Annotated in this window: 14 protein-coding genes; 6 read left to right on the top strand and 8 right to left on the bottom strand. The window is 71.1% G+C overall.

Features of this window, described 5'->3' with window-relative positions; genetic code table 11:
* Nucleotides 1-33 precede the first annotated feature (33 nt).
* Nucleotides 34-471 carry an anti-sigma factor gene (locus tag ABIA35_RS36365; protein ID WP_370338303.1) on the top strand — a complete coding sequence of 146 codons (438 nt, stop codon included), beginning with the start codon at nucleotides 34-36 and terminating at the stop codon, nucleotides 469-471.
* Nucleotides 468-1,586 carry an RNA polymerase sigma factor SigF gene (locus tag ABIA35_RS36360; protein WP_370360961.1) on the top strand — a complete coding sequence of 373 codons (1,119 nt, stop codon included), beginning with the start codon at nucleotides 468-470 and terminating at the stop codon, nucleotides 1,584-1,586. The genes ABIA35_RS36365 and ABIA35_RS36360 overlap by 4 nt, the downstream gene beginning before the upstream one ends.
* Nucleotides 1,587-1,671: 85 nt before the next feature.
* Here ABIA35_RS36360 and ABIA35_RS36355 read toward each other — a convergent pair whose 3' ends face one another.
* A complete protein-coding gene (locus tag ABIA35_RS36355; protein ID WP_370338300.1) occupies nucleotides 1,672-2,127 on the bottom strand; it encodes a hypothetical protein in 456 nt (151 codons plus the stop codon).
* Between the two features lie 153 nt (nucleotides 2,128-2,280).
* On the opposite strand from ABIA35_RS36355, the gene ABIA35_RS36350 reads away from it, so the two are divergent.
* A complete protein-coding gene (locus ABIA35_RS36350) occupies nucleotides 2,281-3,213 on the top strand; it encodes a diacylglycerol kinase family protein (protein WP_370338298.1) in 933 nt (310 codons plus the stop codon).
* 688 nt (nucleotides 3,214-3,901) lie between these two features.
* Entirely contained in the window at nucleotides 3,902-4,153 is a 252-nt protein-coding gene (locus ABIA35_RS36345; protein WP_015796260.1) for a WhiB family transcriptional regulator, read from the top strand.
* A gap of 242 nt (nucleotides 4,154-4,395) precedes the next feature.
* Here ABIA35_RS36345 and ABIA35_RS36340 read toward each other — a convergent pair whose 3' ends face one another.
* Entirely contained in the window at nucleotides 4,396-5,952 is a 1,557-nt protein-coding gene (locus ABIA35_RS36340; protein ID WP_370338295.1) for a histidine kinase N-terminal domain-containing protein, read from the bottom strand.
* 131 nt (nucleotides 5,953-6,083) lie between these two features.
* Here ABIA35_RS36340 and ABIA35_RS36335 point away from each other — a divergent pair, with 131 nt between their 5' ends.
* Nucleotides 6,084-7,274 carry an 8-amino-7-oxononanoate synthase gene (locus ABIA35_RS36335; protein ID WP_370360960.1) on the top strand — a complete coding sequence of 397 codons (1,191 nt, stop codon included), beginning with the start codon at nucleotides 6,084-6,086 and terminating at the stop codon, nucleotides 7,272-7,274.
* A 72-nt stretch (nucleotides 7,275-7,346) separates the two neighbouring features.
* The gene (nagA, locus tag ABIA35_RS36330; RefSeq protein ID WP_370338291.1) at nucleotides 7,347-8,558 is read left to right on the top strand and encodes an N-acetylglucosamine-6-phosphate deacetylase; all 1,212 of its coding nucleotides are present in this window, start codon (nucleotides 7,347-7,349) and stop codon (nucleotides 8,556-8,558) included.
* Nucleotides 8,559-8,748: 190 nt separating this feature from the next.
* Here nagA and ABIA35_RS36325 read toward each other — a convergent pair whose 3' ends face one another.
* From ABIA35_RS36325 to ABIA35_RS36300, 6 genes are all read right to left on the bottom strand, one after another.
* Entirely contained in the window at nucleotides 8,749-9,285 is a 537-nt protein-coding gene (locus tag ABIA35_RS36325; protein ID WP_370360959.1) for a dihydrofolate reductase family protein, read from the bottom strand.
* A gap of 162 nt (nucleotides 9,286-9,447) precedes the next feature.
* Complete coding sequence (locus ABIA35_RS36320; RefSeq protein ID WP_370360958.1) at nucleotides 9,448-10,272, bottom strand: hypothetical protein; 825 nt, start codon at nucleotides 10,270-10,272, stop codon at nucleotides 9,448-9,450.
* A 107-nt stretch (nucleotides 10,273-10,379) separates the two neighbouring features.
* Complete coding sequence (locus tag ABIA35_RS36315) at nucleotides 10,380-11,399, bottom strand: SIS domain-containing protein (RefSeq protein ID WP_370338484.1); 1,020 nt, start codon at nucleotides 11,397-11,399, stop codon at nucleotides 10,380-10,382.
* A gap of 69 nt (nucleotides 11,400-11,468) precedes the next feature.
* Nucleotides 11,469-13,289: a glycoside hydrolase family 3 protein gene (locus tag ABIA35_RS36310; protein WP_370360957.1), complete on the bottom strand. Its 1,821-nt coding sequence runs from the start codon at nucleotides 13,287-13,289 to the stop codon at nucleotides 11,469-11,471.
* Nucleotides 13,290-13,305: 16 nt separating this feature from the next.
* A complete protein-coding gene (locus ABIA35_RS36305; protein ID WP_370338283.1) occupies nucleotides 13,306-14,154 on the bottom strand; it encodes a carbohydrate ABC transporter permease in 849 nt (282 codons plus the stop codon).
* A complete protein-coding gene (locus ABIA35_RS36300) occupies nucleotides 14,151-15,047 on the bottom strand; it encodes a carbohydrate ABC transporter permease (protein ID WP_370338281.1) in 897 nt (298 codons plus the stop codon). Before ABIA35_RS36300 ends, ABIA35_RS36305 begins: the two co-directional genes overlap by 4 nt.
* Between the last annotated feature and the right edge of the window lie 114 nt (nucleotides 15,048-15,161).

Here is a 15,161-nt window from a genome sequence, read left to right as displayed (position 1 = left end):
CCCACAATCGCCTCAACGAGCGCAGGAAGCGGAATGGGACAACAAAACGGTGCCCCGCAGGACTTCGTCGAGGTCCGCATCCCGGCCGAGGGTGCGTACCTGTCGGTGCTGCGAACGGCGACGGCGGGCCTGGCGGCCCGGCTGGACTTCACCCTGGACGAGATCGAGGACCTGCGCATCGCGGTGGACGAGGCCTGCGCCATCCTGCTCACCAAGGCGGTGCCGGGCTCGGGACTGACCTGCCGGTTCGAGCTGCGCGGCGGCGCGCTGGGCGTGGACGTCTCGGTGCCCACGCTGGACGGCAAGACGCCGGCCCGCGACACCTTCGCCTGGACGGTGCTGGCCGCGCTGGCCGGCCAGGTCGACGCGCGCGTCTCCGACGCGGAGGGTCCGGACGGCCCGGCCGGCGCCGGCATCGGGCAGATCGTCACCATCAGCATGCTCAAGCAGCGCGGCGTGGGAGCTTCGTGAGCGCCGCCGAGGAGATCCCAGTGCGCGCCTTCGAGCCCGACGAGATCCCCGCCGCCCGCCGGGCCGGGTACGGCGAGGGGCAGCGCGGCGGCACGTCCCCGTCCGGCGCCGCGGCCCCGGACGACACCGCGGACCACCCCGGCCAGGAGCCGGACGCCGAAACCGACGCCGAGGACACCGAGGACACCGAGGACGGCGACTTCGACGAGCCCGGCCTGGAGATCGACGTGCTCGCCGTCGAGGAGGAGCACGAGGACGCCGACGCCGACGCCGAGCCCGACACCGACGGCGAGAGCACCCCGGCCCCGGTCGCCTCCTTCCCGCTGCGCCGCACGCCGCGCCAGGGCGGCCCGCACGCCGAGGCGCACGCCCGGGCCCGCGAGCTGTTCGCCCGGCTGAACGAGCTCCCCGAGGGCTCCACCGAGCGCAAGCAGATCCGCGACGAGCTGGTCCAGATGCACCTGCCGCTGGTGGAGCACCTGGCCCGGCGCTTCCGCAACCGCGGCGAGCCCCTGGACGACCTGACCCAGGTGGCGACCATCGGCCTGATCAAGTCGGTGGACCGCTTCGACACCGAGCGCGGCGTGGAGTTCTCGACCTACGCCACGCCGACGGTGATCGGCGAGATCAAGCGCCACTTCCGCGACAAGGGCTGGGCGGTCCGCGTCCCGCGCCGCCTGCAGGAGCTCCGGCTCTCGCTGACCAGCGCCACCTCCGAGCTCTCGCAGCGCAACCGCCGCTCCCCCACCGTGGCCGAGCTGGCCGAGTACCTCAAGATCTCCGAGGAGGAGGTCCTGGAGGGCCTGGAGTCCGCCAACGCGTACTCCACGCTGTCCCTGGACGTCTCCGAGGGCGGCGACGAGGACTCGCCGGCCGTCGCGGACTCCCTGGGCAGCGAGGACGAGGCGCTGGAGGGCGTGGAGTACCGCGAGTCCCTCAAGCCGCTGCTGGAGCAGCTGCCCCCGCGCGAGAAGAAGATCCTGCTGCTGCGCTTCTTCGGCAACATGACGCAGTCGCAGATCGCCGAGGAGATCGGCATCTCGCAGATGCACGTGTCCCGCCTGCTGGCCCGGACCCTGGAGCAGCTGCGCGCGCAGCTTCTCGTGGACGAGTGAGCCTTTAGGACGAATCAAAAGAAGTGGCGGCCCGATCGGGCCGCCACTTCTTCTTCTCCTACTTGTTCTTGTTCTTGATCTCGGGTCAGTTCGCAGCCGGACTCTCGTCCTCGCGCCAGTGCTTGGTCAGCGCGGCCGTGGAGACCGGGGTGAAGATGCACACCAGCCCGACGACCGCGGCCGCCACGGCCGGCACCGCCCCGATCCAGAACTGCGCCTGGACCATGAAGTAGGCGACCCACAGCGCCAGCAACTGCAGCATCACAGCCGGCGTCCGGGCCCGCATGCTGGCCCGCGAGAGCCCGCGCGGCACCAGCGGCAGCGGGATCGCCAGTATCAGGAACGTGATCCCGACGGCGATGGCCTGTCCGCGCTCGCGCGGGGTCCCGACGAACGCCTCGACCACCAGCCACACCGAGTAGACCAGTGCCACCAGGCTCTCCACCGCGGTGATGGCGGCGGCGACCGCCAGGGGGCGTGGGAGGTGTTCCGCGGCGCCGGGGACAACCGGGGCGGCTTGCGAAGTCGGATCGCTCGACATACTCAGGAGGGTAGCAACGGCGGTGCCCGTCCCGGCGTCCAGCAGGCGTAGACCAAAATACGCCAGCGGCGCGGCGGGGGCTCACGGCCACCTCGGACCGGGTGCGGGCGGGTCGCATACCGCAGTCGTAATACGAACCAGTAACGTGTGCCCATGCGCGCGCTCCTGGTCATGAACCCCAAGGCCACCAGCACGTCCGAACGCACGCGCGAAGTGCTGGCCCACGCGCTGGCCGGGGAGCTCGACACGGCGATCGGCGAGACCGCCTACCGCGGGCACGCCGTCGAGCTGGCCCGCGCGGCCGCGGAGGACGGGGTGGACCTGATCGTCGCGCTCGGCGGGGACGGCACGGTCAACGAGGTCGTGAACGGGATAATGGGCGCCGCTCTCCCGGACGGCGCCCCGCGCCCCGACCTCGGCGTGGTCCCCGGCGGCTCGACGAACGTCTTCGCCCGCGCGCTCGGGCTGCCCAACGACCCGGTGGAGGCCACCGGCGTCCTGTTGGACGCGATCCACGAGAACCGCCGGCGGCCGGTGTCCATGGGCCTGGCCGACGACCGCTACTTCACCTTCACCGCCGGCTACGGCTTCGACGCCGCGGTGGTCGGGATAGTGGAGGAGCGCCGCAGCGCCGGCCACAAGTCGACCGGCTCCCTGTACATCCGTTCGGCCCTGCGGCACTACTGGCACGGCCTGGACCGGCGCAATCCCCCGATCGGCATGAAGATGGCCGACGGCACGGAGATACCCCGACTGTTCATGGCCATCGTCACCAACACTTCGCCCTGGACGTATCTCGGCAACAAGCCGATCGTGATCACACCGGATTCCTCGTTCGAGGACGGCCTGGACTTGTTCGGCGTCACCAGGATGTCCGGCCGGGCCGCGCTGCGGATAGTCAGGCAGATGTTCACGTCCAGTGAGAAACTGGTCCGCGGAAGGAATGTCAGCCTGCACCATGATCTGACGGAATTCACGCTGACCGCGGACGTCCCGACCGACTTCCAGGTCGACGGCGACCACTTGGGACTGCGCGAAAGTGTGACGTTCCGCGCGATTCGCGACGCGCTGCGGGTCGCGATGTGATGACATGGAGTCACGGTCGGCCGCCGGGGCTCTGCCGAACACAGGCTGAACCCGGGCGCCGCCGAGGATTCCCAGGTACTAGTTCGCTCTAGTGCCTTTGGACTAGTCAGCGTCTCCTCCTCACCCCCTTGGAAGGCAAGGTGTGAGCGAGGAGACAGCCTGGAAATCCAAAAACATCGGACCAAGGGCTTGTGCACCGGCCGGAACCCCTGACACCCTTTGTGAAGGCACCTGTCGGAGGATCACCCGGCCCGGTGCGGTTGGACGCGAGAGAGAAGCGGCACGGATCACACCCGGGTCGCGGTTCTCCCTTTGCGTCATGCCTTAGTCCGCGGAGCGCGCCAGCGATCTCCGCGCCAGGCCAACTGCCCAGTAGTTCGAGTGGTCCCGACCGCCGGGGTTACTAGTGAAAGCGTTCACATTCACAAGGTGGACGCCGGAACACGGGAACCCACGCGGCGGTTGTCCAGTGGCGGGCCCGCCGCCAGACAGGTAAAGCCGTACAGAAGACGTACAACAGCAGGACCCACAGTGACCGGACACCCGCGTCCGGCGTTGTGGCTGTAGTACCCGGCACACCGGAGCGACCGGACCCGCCAGGGCCGTGGGGGACCTGGTCGAGTCATCGCTTCGGAGCGCCGGAACCGCACGCACACACGTACACCACGAAACCGAAGGAGTGGACCCCATGGACTGGCGCCACCGCGCTGCCTGCCGTGACGAGGACCCAGAGCTCTTCTTCCCGATCGGGAACACCGGGCCGGCGTTGCTGCAGATCGAAGATGCCAAGGCTGTATGCCGTCGTTGCGACGTCGTCGACCAGTGCCTGCAGTGGGCGCTGGAGAGCGGCCAGGACGCCGGCGTGTGGGGCGGGATGAGCGAGGACGAGCGCCGTGCGCTGAAGCGCCGCGCGGCTCGGGCCCGCAGCCGGATGGCCTGACCAGGCCCTCCGCCGTCCCGTACCGGCAAAGCTCTCGCACGACCGCACGACAGCTTCATCAGCATATGTACGTATCTCCGTGCTGCGGCGTTCTTGGACCGCAGTACGGATACCTGAACCGAGCGGTCCCTGAGGGCCGCTCTGTTGGTTTTCCGGGGTCTTCTCCGGTGGTTCCGCCCCTAGCGTAGCGGAGTCCTGTTACCACTCTGTTGCGCCCCCGGGTAGCCCCTCTCGGTCAGTACTCAGTCGGTGCTCTGCGCGCCCCGGCCGTCCGGCTCCTGCGCCGCGGGCGCCTCGCCGACCTCCAGGTCCAGCACGGCCACCGCGCCTCGGCCGCTGGGGGCCGGCCGGAGATCGAAGGTGCCCTTGAGATCGCCGTGCACAAGTGTTCTGACGATCTGAAGACCGAGGTTCCCGGCCGTGGCGGCGTCGAAACCCGCCGGGAGGCCGTTTCCGTCGTCGGTGACGACCACCTTCAGACGCGGCCCGGCGCGATGCGCCTGGACCTCCAGAGATCCGCCCCGGTCGGCCAGGCCGTGCTCCAGCGAGTTCTGCAGGACCTCGGTCAGCACCATCGACAGCGGGGTGGCGATCTGCGCCGGCAGCACGCCGAAGCGCCCGGTGCGGCGCGAGCGCACGCTGACCCCGCCGGGACCGCCCGGGCCGCCGGCGCCGACGTCCACCACCATGGCCAGCACCCGGTCGGCGATCTCGTCGAAGTCGACCCGCTCGTCGAGGGTCTGGGACAGGGTCTCGTGGACCAGCGCGATCGAGCCCACCCGGCGGACCGCCTCCTCCAGCGCGGCGCGGCCGGTGCCGTCGTCTATCCGGCGGGCCTGGAGGCGCAGCAGCGCGGCCACGGTCTGCAGGTTGTTCTTGACCCGGTGGTGGATCTCGCGGATCGTCGCGTCCTTGCTGATCAGCTCGCGCTCGCGGCGGCGCAGCTCGGTGACGTCGTGCACCAGGACCAGGGCGCCGGTGCGCTCCCCCTGCGGCCGCAGCGGGATGGCGCGCAGCTGGACCACGGTGCCGTTGCCCTCGACCTCGGCCTCGCGCGGTTTGCGGCCGGAGGCCACCACCTGCAGCGCCTCCTCCATCGCGCCCTGGACCGGGGCCAGGGCCGCGGTCAGGTCGCCGAGGTGCTCCCCCACCATGTCGGCGGCGTAGCCGAGCCGGTGGTAGGCGGACAGCGCGTTCGGGCTGGCGTAGACGACGGCCCCGTCGGCGTCCAGCCGGATCACGCCGTCGCCGACGCGCGGGGAGTTGTCCTGCTGATCGCGCGACTCCGGGTAGGGGAATATCCCCTCGGCGATCATCCGCGCCAGGTCCGCCGCGGTCTGCAGATAGGTCAGCTCCAGCCGGCTCGGGGTGCGGGCGGCGAGCAGGTTGGTGTTGCGCGAGATCACCGCGATGACCCGGTCCCCGCGGCGCACCGGGATCGCCTCGACGCGGACCGGCACGTCCTCGCGCCACTCCGGGTCGCCCTCGCGCCGGATCCGCCCGGAGTCGAGGGCCAGGTCCAGCATCGGCCGCTGGCCGCGCTTTATCGTCGAGCCGACGAGGTCGGCGGTGTAGCAGGTGGGGCCGGTGTTCGGGCGCATCTGCGCGACCGCCACGTAACCCGGCTCGGTGAGCGGCGCCTGCCCGGACTCGTCGGCGTCCTCGGTCTTGATCGGGGCCCACAGCACCAGGTCCGCGAAGGACAGGTCGGCCAGCAGCTGCCAGTCCGCGGTCAGCAGGTGCAGCCAGTCCAGATCGGCCTCGTCGAGGTCGGTGCGCGTGTGGACCAGGTCGTTCATGGACGGCATGCTTCTTCGTATCACAAGCCGGCGCCCGCGATCTGATTGCCGGCCCGGCCAAAGCGCCCTCGATCGTTTTGGAAGTTCCGGCAGGTCCCGGCCGGTCCGCGGGCGGGTAGCCTCTTGGCTTCGTGAGCACCCTCGACCAGCCTTCTCCCCATCCGCTGTCCTGGCTCGCCCGGCACGCCGACGAGCGCCGGGCAGCGGGCCTGCGCCGGACCCTGGTCCCGCGGACCGCGGACTCCCCGCTGATCGACCTGGCCGGCAACGACTACCTCGGCCTGACCCGCCATCCGGAGGTCGTCGAGGGCGCCGTCGAGGCGGTGCGCCGCTGGGGCACCGGGTCCACCGGCTCGCGCCTTGTGACCGGGACCACCGAGCTGCACGCGGAGCTGGAGGCGGGCCTGGCCGAGCACGCCGGCATGGAGGCCGGCCTGGTGTTCTCCTCCGGGTACCTGGCGAACCTCGGCGTGATCACGGCGCTGGCCGGACGCGGCGACCTGATCGTCTCCGACAGCCTCAACCACGCCTCCCTGATCGACGCCGCGCGCCTGTCCCGCGCCCGGGTGGCCATCACGCCGCACAGCGACGTGGACGCGGTCGCCGCGGCTTTGGCGGGCCGCTCGGAGGAGCGCGCTCTGGTGGTCGTCGAATCCCTGTTCTCCGTCGACGGGGACACAGCACCCCTCAGAGAGCTCCACGAGGCCTGTAGAGCGCACGGCGCGGTCCTTGTGGTGGATGAGGCGCACGGGTTCGGCGTGGCCGGTCCTGAGGGCCGTGGAGCCGTTTTCGACGCGGGGCTCGCCGGGCAGCCGGACGTGATCGTGGCCGCGACGCTGTCGAAGGCCTTCGCCTCGCAGGGCGGCGCGATCCTCGGCTCGGCGGAGCTGATCGCGCACCTGGTGGACGCGGCGCGGTCGATGATCTTCGACACCGGGCTGGCGCCGGCCTCGGCCGGGGCGGCGCTGGCGGCGCTGAAGGTGATCCGCAGGGATCCCGGGCTGCCGGAGCTGGTGCGCAAGCGGTCGTGGGAGATCTACGAGCTGGCGCTCGCGCTGGGGCTGGAGGCCACTCCCCCGAGCGGCGCGGTGACGTCGATCATCCTGGGCGCCCCGGAGGCCGCGGTGGCCGCGCGGGACTTCTGTCTGGAGCGCGGGCTGCACGTCGGCTGTTTCCGGCCGCCGTCGGTTCCGGACGGCAAATCGCGGCTGCGAGTGACGGCACGTGCCGATTTGTCCGACCTTGAAACAGATCACATTCGTTCGGTTCTGAGTGATCTCGCGGATAATCAGCCCCACCCGTCTCCCACCACCACCCGTTAAGGAGACGCTCCGCGCCCAAATCTGAACATAGGTCTAGACATCGCCGATTGGTCTAGTCCACAATCTCTTCTCGTGACCAGCAGCATCTCAGCACCGCGCGTCCTGCTTGGCGGGCGCCTGGCGGGACCCGCCACCGTCGTCGTGGACGACGGGGTAGTGGCCGAGGTGCTGGAAGGCGCTTCGCCCGAGGCGGACATAGTCCTGGACTCCGGCGTGCTCGCGCCGGGGCTGGTGGACATCCAGACCAACGGCTGCTTCGGCGTCGACTTCATCACCGCCTCCGACGAGGACTGGCGGCTGGTCTCCGACCGGCTGCCGAGCACCGGTGTGACGGCGTTCCAGCCCACCTACATCACCGCGCCGCTGGAGACCCTGCTGGCCGGGGTGAAGCAGGCCGGCGCGGTCTTCGGCTCCCTGCGCGGCGCGCAGGCGATGGGGGTCCACCTGGAGGGGCCGTTCCTGTCGCCGCAGCGCCCGGGGGTCCACGACCCGCGCTACCTGGTCCCGCCGACGCCCGAGCGCGTCGGCGCGATTTTGGCCACACTGACCGCCGATGAGACCCGGGGCGTGGTCACGATGGTGACCCTGGCGCCTGAGCTCGAGGGCGGCCCGGAGGCGGTGCGACGCCTGGCCGAGGCCGGCGTACGGGTCTCGCTGGGGCACACCGACGCGCTGGCCGCACAGGTGGTCGACGCGGCCGACGAGGGCGCGACCCTGGTCACCCACATCTTCAACGCCCAGCGCCCGCTGAACCACCGCGAGCCCGGGGTCCCGGGCGCGGCGCTGTACGACACCCGGTTCACCTGCGGCCTGATCGCCGACCTGCACCATGTGGCTCCTGAGATCTGCACGTTGATCTGGCGCGCGGCCGGCGGCCGGGTGGCGCTGGTGACGGACGCCATAGCGGCGGCCGGAATGCCGCCGGGCGAATACGAGTTGTCGGGAATCAAGGTCTACCTCGGCGAGGACGGCGTGCCGCGCGACGCGGCCGGCGTCATCGGCGGCTCGGCCCTGACCCTGGACCGCGCCATCCGCAACCTGGTCGGCATCGGCCTGGACGAGGCATCGGTCCTGGTCGCGGCCACCCGGGTCCCCGCGGACGCCCTCGGCCGGCCGGACCTGGGCCGCATCGAGCCCGGCGCCCGCGCCGACCTGGTGTGGTTCGACGACGGGTACCACCCGCTGCACACCTGGGTCGCAGGGCGTAGCGTATTCGAGGCCGGTTCGAGCGCCCAGGCGCCGAACGGGCCCCACAGACTGGCGAGGGAGCACCAACCCGCCTAGCCCTGACAGGCGCGGGGACTGGTGTTTCCGACCAGGCCGCCACCCGGCGGCAACGCACGACGAGGCTCCGCACGCCTCGCCGGACGGCCGGGACGGCGGCGAACCAAGAAGGCCACGGGCTAGCGCGGCGGTGGAGGTTGAGGGGCCGACACCGCCGCGGGCCCGGGGCCGGGATCGCGGCCGAGCCGCCTCAGTGCGACACCCGGTAGTCGGCGAGCAGATATCCGCTCGGCGTGGTCACACTGCGCATCGTCTCGAATCGCATCGGCGGCACTCCGTCCAGCAGCCGCTTCCCCTGCCCGACGACCGCCGGCGCGACCGCGAGCCGCAGCTCGTCCAGGACTCCGGCGGCAAGCAGCGCCTGGACGACCGAGATGCTGGCATGCACCCCGATGTCGCCGCCCTCGGAGTTCTTGAGGTCCTGGACGAACTCCACCAGGCCGCCCTCGATCGCCGTCGCGTTGTGCCACGGCCGCTCCAGCGGCGTGGAGGTCGCGACGTACTTCGGGACCTCGTTGATGAACGTGGCGAACGGCTCGATGTCGCTGCCCGGCCAGAACTCGACCCACTCGTCGTAGCTGCGCCGGCCGAGGATCACCGCGTCCTGGGTGGCGATGATGGCTTCGCCGTTGGCGTCCACCACCTCGTCCCAGTCGAGGCAGAACTTGTCCGCGCTCTCGGCGACGCCGTCGAGGGACAGGAACAGGGTCGCGACCAGCTTGCGCATGGGATTTCCTCCGGTTGGGTGGGACGTCCGGGTGGGCCGTCATCCCTTCAGACGGCCTGGCGCGGCGAAACTCATCGGCATCCTTGTCGGCGCCCTCATCGGTACCCCGGAAAACGCCGCGGACCCGCCGATCATCTCGGCGGGCCCGCGGCGTGCGTGCTGCTACTTCTCCAGCGCCGCCTGGAGATCCGCGAGGACCTTCGCGTCACCGGAAGTGCTCTCGAAGTCGGTGCCGAACTGCATCGCCCGCAGCAGCGCCACCCGGTTGCCGGACTGCACCAGGTACCGGTGGTCGATCGACGGCAGATGGTCCACGCCGCCGTCCTGTTGCCTCACCACCCACGACACCCCGTAGTCCGTGCTGACACCGGGCGAGGGCACCTGCGCCGCCGGGCCGGTACTGCAGGACTTGGCGGTGCCGGCGCCCCTGGCGTCGGCGAGGAAGGCCGCGGCGTGCGACGCGTCCGCGAAGACGAAGAGGTCCTCCTCGGCGTCCGCGCGGATGGCCGTGATGTACGTGGTGCCCCACTGCTTCGCCCCGGTGACCGGGAAGCTGTACTTCCCCAGGTCGGCGGGGTCGGTGTCGCAGTGGTTGATCATCGATCCGATCGACTGCGTGGCCGGCAGGTTGGTCGGCTCGGGATCCCAGTGCGCCAGGCTGTAGCCGGGCCACAGGTTCGCCGCCAGCAGGCCGTCGCCGCGGGCCGGCGGCGCCGACTGCGTCGAGGTCGTGGCCCGCGCCGGCTCCGACGACGACGTGGGAACACTGGCCGGGCTCCCCGTCGTCGTCGGCGCGTCGGCCGCGGCCACCGCCTTGGCCCCGCCCGCGAGGCCGCCCAGCGTCGCGGTCACCCCGAGGGCGCCGCCGATCGCGGCCACCCCCAGCACCGCCACGCCGCCGCGCGCCCGCAGCGAACGCCTCCGCCCCCGGCGCATCGCGTCCGCGGCGCCGGCCATCCCGCCCTCGCGGCGCCACCGATCGGACACGCCCCGGCCCCGTCGCGGGTTCCCTCCGGGGAAGGAAATCATGAAAAGACTCAGGGCCCGCCGACCGATGAAGGCCGACGGGCCCTGAGCCCGCTCGCGAAAACCCGCTAGTGCGTCCGCGTCACCTTCGCCAAAGCCCGCGGCGCATCCGGATTCAAGCCCCGCCCCATCGTGACGTGGTACGCCAGCTGTTGCAGCGGCAGGATCTCCAGGATCGGCGACAGCTCCTCCGGCAGGCCGGACGGCAGCACGAACCCGGCCGTGGCTCCGGCGACGTGCTCGGCGGAGCCGATCACGACCAGATCCGCACCGCGCTCGCGCAGCCGCTCCAGGACCGGCTCCAGGGCGGTGCCGCCGGCGCCCTCGGCAGCGACGGCGACCACCGGGCTGACGTTGTCCACCATGGCCAGGGGGCCGTGGAGGAGGTCCGCGCCGGAGAAGGCGTGGGCCGGCAGGTAGCTGGTCTCCATGACCTTCAGTGCCGCCTCGCGGGCTGTCGGGTAGGAGTAGCCGCGTCCGGTCAGGACCAGGCGGGAGGCGAAGCGGTAGCGCTGCGCCAGGTCGGCCACCTCGGATTCCCGGGCCAGGACCGTGGCGGCCAGGTCCGGGAGGGCCTTGGCCGCCGAACCGTCGCCGCCGCGGAGTGCGTCCACCAGGAGCCACAGGGTGAGGAGCTCCGCGGTGTACGTCTTCGTCGCCGGAAGTGCCAGCTCCGGGCCCGCCAGGACGTCCAGAGACAGCTCCGAGGCCCGGTTCACCGGTGAGCCGGCGACATTGGTCACGGCCAGCGTCAGACCACCGCGCGCCTTGGCCATCTCGGTGTGGGCGACCAGGTCCGGGGAGCCGCCGGACTGCGAGACCGTCACGCACAGCACGTCGCGCAGGTCGGGCTGCGCGTGGTAGGCCGTGGTGGTCGACATGGAGGTCAGCCCGACCGGCAGGCCGAGCGCGATCTCCATCAGGTACTTGGCGTAGTACGCCGCGTTGTCGCTGGTCCCGCGGGCGGTGAGCAGAGCGAAGCGCGGGCGGGCCGCCTTCACCTGCTCGGCCGCCTCGCGGATACGGGGCAGACCCTCGGTGAGGATCCGCTCCAGCACCGCCGGCTGTTCGGCGATCTCCCGGGCCATGATCTGTCCTGGCTGGACGAGCTGCCCCGGGCCGGTCTCGCCGGGCTCTCCGGACCTGGTATCGCTCACCTAGGCCGATCCCTTCGTCAGAAGCCGGGCGACCGCGAGCCCGGACACCAACGCCGCGCCATGGGTGGCTATCAGAGTCGCCCCGGCGGGCTTCTCCCCCAGACCGTACGCGATCCCCATCTCGACCACGATCGCGTCGGGCCGGACGGCGGTGACGGCGGCCAGGGCCGAGGCCATCCAGGCGTGCCGGTGCGCGTCGCGCACCACCAGCACCAGCGGCCGGCCCGCCGCCGCGGCGACGGCCTCGGACACCCCGGCCGGGGTGTACGGGACCGCGACGAGCCGCGGGCGCACCGCGGCCAGCGCCGCGGCGGTGTCGTCGTCGCCGGCGAAGCTGGTCGCCACGCCCGGTTCCACGAACCGCGCCGCCGTGCTGCCGGCCGGTAGCTCGGACAGCACCGGGCTCAGGCCCCACGGGACCGCGGTCCCGGCCGCGTTGTTCGCCAAAGGCACGAACTCCAGGACCGTGACCGGACCGGCCAGCGGCACGAGCGGGGCCCCGGAGACGGACAGCGCGCGCGAGGCGGCGGTCAGGCCGATCGTGCGCGCACCGTCGGCGGCCGCGAGGGCGCCTTCGCCGTCGAGACCCCGGTCGGCAGTCCCGTCGAGACCCCGGTCGGGACGCCCGCCGGCAGCGCCGTTCACCGCCGCGTCCGAAGCGCCGCTCGGCACCACGGTTCCGGTCAGCAACGCCACGCCGTCAGCGCCGGCAGCTCCAGTCCCGTCAGCGCCATAAGCGCCGCCGGTGTCATCGGCACCACCGGCACCACCAACCCCGCCGTTTGCGGCGTGCGTCCCCTCCACGCCCGCCCGCTGTGCGGCGGCCCATGCGCCCAGCTCGCGCACCCGCGTGGCGGCGTCGTGCAGCCGCTCGGCCGGCAGCCGGCCCTCGCGCACCGCGGCCACCAGCGCGTCGCGCAGCATCAGGTAGTCGGCCTCGTCGCGCAGGCCGCCGCCGACGCACACCGCGTCGACGCCCGCGGCCAGGGCCAGGACCGTCCCCTCGGCGATCCCGAACGTGTCGGCGATGGCGGCCATCTCGATGCCGTCGGTGACCACCAGCCCGGTGAAGCCGAGCTCGCCGCGCAGCAGGTCCACCAGGACCTTGCGGCTCATGGTCGACGGGAACTCCGGGTCGTAGCGGGGCGCCAGGATGTGCGCGGTCATGACCGACTTCACCCCGGCCTGGATCGCGGCCCGGAACGGCGCCAGGTGTTTGGCCCACTCCTCGTCCGAGTGCTGCACCAGCGGCAGGCCGTGGTGCGAGTCCACGGCGGTGTCGCCGTGCCCGGGGAAGTGCTTGGCGCAGCCGGCCACGCCGGCCGCCTGCAGGCCCCTGACGTACGCAGCGGAGTGCCGCGCCGCGACGTCCGCGTCGGACCCGAAGGACCGGGTCCCGATCACCGGGTTGTCCGGGTTGGTGTTCAGGTCCGCGTCCGGCGCGTAGTTCAGGTTGATCCCCGCCCGCCACAGCGAGCGGCCGATCTGCCGGGCGACCCGTTCGGTCAGCTCCGGGTCGTCCACGTGGCCCAGGGCGTAGTTGCCCGGGAACACCGACCCGGTCGCGACGTCGAGCCGGGTGACGTCGCCCCCTTCCTCGTCCACGGCGACCAGCACGTGCGGATTCTCCGCACGCAGCGCCGCCGACAGCTCGCCGGTGCGTTCCGGCGTCGCCGCGATGTTCCGTCCGTAGTAGGCGACACCGCCGAGTCCGTCCTCGGTCAGGGCGCGACGCACCCAGTCCGGGACCCTGCCGGATTCGTCGTTGACGAACCCCGGCTGGAGGACGGCGGCGGCGTCGCGCAGCAGTTGCTCTCCCATGCGCGCGCCGTACCCCTTACCCCTTCACCGCGCCGGCGGTGAGACCGGTCGAGAGGCGGCTTTGGAAGACGGTGAACAAGATGATGACGGGGGCTGCGATGATCAGCGCTCCGGCCATCTGCCCGGAGTAGTCCGAGCCGTGGGTCGGGGTGTCGCTGAAGAACGTCAGCCACACCATGGCCGTCTTGTTCTGGGCCGGCGCGAGGATCTGCCGCGCCATCACGAACTCGTTCCAGGCCTGGATCCAGGCGAACACGCCGGTGGAGACCAGACCGGGGGCCAGCAGCGGCAGCACGACCCGGCGGAAGGCCTGGGCCTTGGTGCAGCCGTCCACCATGGCCGCCTCGTCCAGCTCGACCGGGATGCCGACGATGTAGGTGCGCAGCGTCCAGATGATGAACGGGATCGTGAAGACCAGGTAGGCCAGGATCACGCCGAGCACCGAGCCGTAGAGGTTCGTGGCGTTCAGCACCGGCAGCAGGCCGACCAGGATGGTGATCAGCGGGACCATCTGGACCACCAGGATCGCCACGATGAACGGCTTGCGGCCGCGGAAGTCGAAGCGGGCCACGGCCAGCGCCGCCAGCAGGCCGACGACCAAGCTGATGCCGACCGAGCCCAGCGTGATGTAGACGGTGTTCAGCAGGTTGCCGCCGAAATTGTCGTCCATCGCCGAGGAGAAGGAGGAGAAGTCGAAGTGCGACGGCCAGAAGGTCGGGTGCTGGGAGATGAGGTCCTTGTTGGACTTCACCGTCGTGAGCAGCATCCAGTAGATCGGGAAGCCCAGCACGATGGCGATCACCATCGCCACGGTGTTCCAGAAGGCTGTCATGCCCCGGCGCGGGGCCCTGCGGAAGGTGCTCACTTCTGCTCCCCGATCCTGAGCATCTGACGGATGTAGAAGACGAGCACCAGCAGCATGATGACGATCATCGCGATCGAGATCACCGCGCCGTCGCTGTACCGGTTCCGGTCGAAGGCCTCCTCGAAGAGGTAGACGCCGATGGTCCAGTACCCCTGCTCGGGCGCGCCGTTGCGCATGGTCCAGATCTGGTTGAAGACCTGGAAGTCCCAGATGAAGGACAGCGCCGTGGTGATCAGCAGCAGCGGGCGCAGGATCGGCAGCGTCACGTTCCGGTAGACCTGGAGCGGGGACGCGCCGTCCACCCGGGCGGCCTCCTTGAGCTCGGTGGGCACCTGGGTCATGCCGGCGTGCAGGGCCAGGACCAGGAACGGCAGCGCGCCCCAGACCACCACGGAGGTGACGACCACATACAGACCCTGATTCGGGTCGGCGAACCAGTCGTGGTGCAGCATCCCCTTGAACCCGAACAGGTACAGGATGTAGTCGATGACGCCGTAGGCGTTGTCGAACAGCCAGCGGAACACGGTCCCGGTGACGATCGTCGGCATGGACCAGACGAACAGCAGCACCGTGATCAGGGTGACCCGGGCCCAGGGCGAGATCCGGCCCAGCAGCGCGGCGACGGCCATCGCGATGACCATGCTCAGGGCGACGTTCAGCGCCGTCCAGACCAGGGTCCGCCGGATCACCTGCCAGAACAGCGGGTCCTGCAGGATCGAGCTGAAGGTGTTGAAGCCGACGTAGCTGACCAGGCTCGGATTGACGAACTTGCGGTAGTTGTTCATGTTCTGGAACGCCAGCAGGACCATCCGCACCAGCGGATAGCCCATCATCGTGGCGAGCACGACGACCGACGGGACCAGGAAGAGGTAGGGCAGGGACTTGCCCCGCACGGTTACGCTCCGCCTCTTCGGCGGTGGGCTTTGGACCTCCCGTTGGGAAGCCCTGTTCTCTATGACACTCATGGGATCCGCGATCCTCTCGGGCGCCCGGCGCTGATGGCGGCT

This window comes from Catenulispora sp. MAP12-49 (assembly GCF_041262705.1).
GTDB lineage: Bacteria > Actinomycetota > Actinomycetes > Streptomycetales > Catenulisporaceae > Catenulispora.
The sequence above is the reverse complement of the archived record's forward strand: the minus strand, read 5'-3'. Positions and strand labels throughout refer to the sequence as shown.

What these genes read in the sequence shown, in the direction of transcription:
- ABIA35_RS36365 (WP_370338303.1), top strand. Translation starts at nt 34, where the DNA reads ATGGGACAACAAAACGGTGCCCCGCAGGACTTCGTCGAGGTCCGCATC.
- ABIA35_RS36355 (WP_370338300.1), bottom strand. Translation starts at nt 2,127, where the DNA reads ATGTCGAGCGATCCGACTTCGCAAGCCGCCCCGGTTGTCCCCGGCGCC.
- ABIA35_RS36350 (WP_370338298.1), top strand. Translation starts at nt 2,281, where the DNA reads ATGCGCGCGCTCCTGGTCATGAACCCCAAGGCCACCAGCACGTCCGAA.
- ABIA35_RS36345 (WP_015796260.1), top strand. Translation starts at nt 3,902, where the DNA reads ATGGACTGGCGCCACCGCGCTGCCTGCCGTGACGAGGACCCAGAGCTC.
- ABIA35_RS36340 (WP_370338295.1), bottom strand. Translation starts at nt 5,952, where the DNA reads ATGAACGACCTGGTCCACACGCGCACCGACCTCGACGAGGCCGATCTG.
- ABIA35_RS36325 (WP_370360959.1), bottom strand. Translation starts at nt 9,285, where the DNA reads ATGCGCAAGCTGGTCGCGACCCTGTTCCTGTCCCTCGACGGCGTCGCC.
- ABIA35_RS36315 (WP_370338484.1), bottom strand. Translation starts at nt 11,399, where the DNA reads ATGGCCCGGGAGATCGCCGAACAGCCGGCGGTGCTGGAGCGGATCCTC.
- ABIA35_RS36310 (WP_370360957.1), bottom strand. Translation starts at nt 13,289, where the DNA reads ATGGGAGAGCAACTGCTGCGCGACGCCGCCGCCGTCCTCCAGCCGGGG.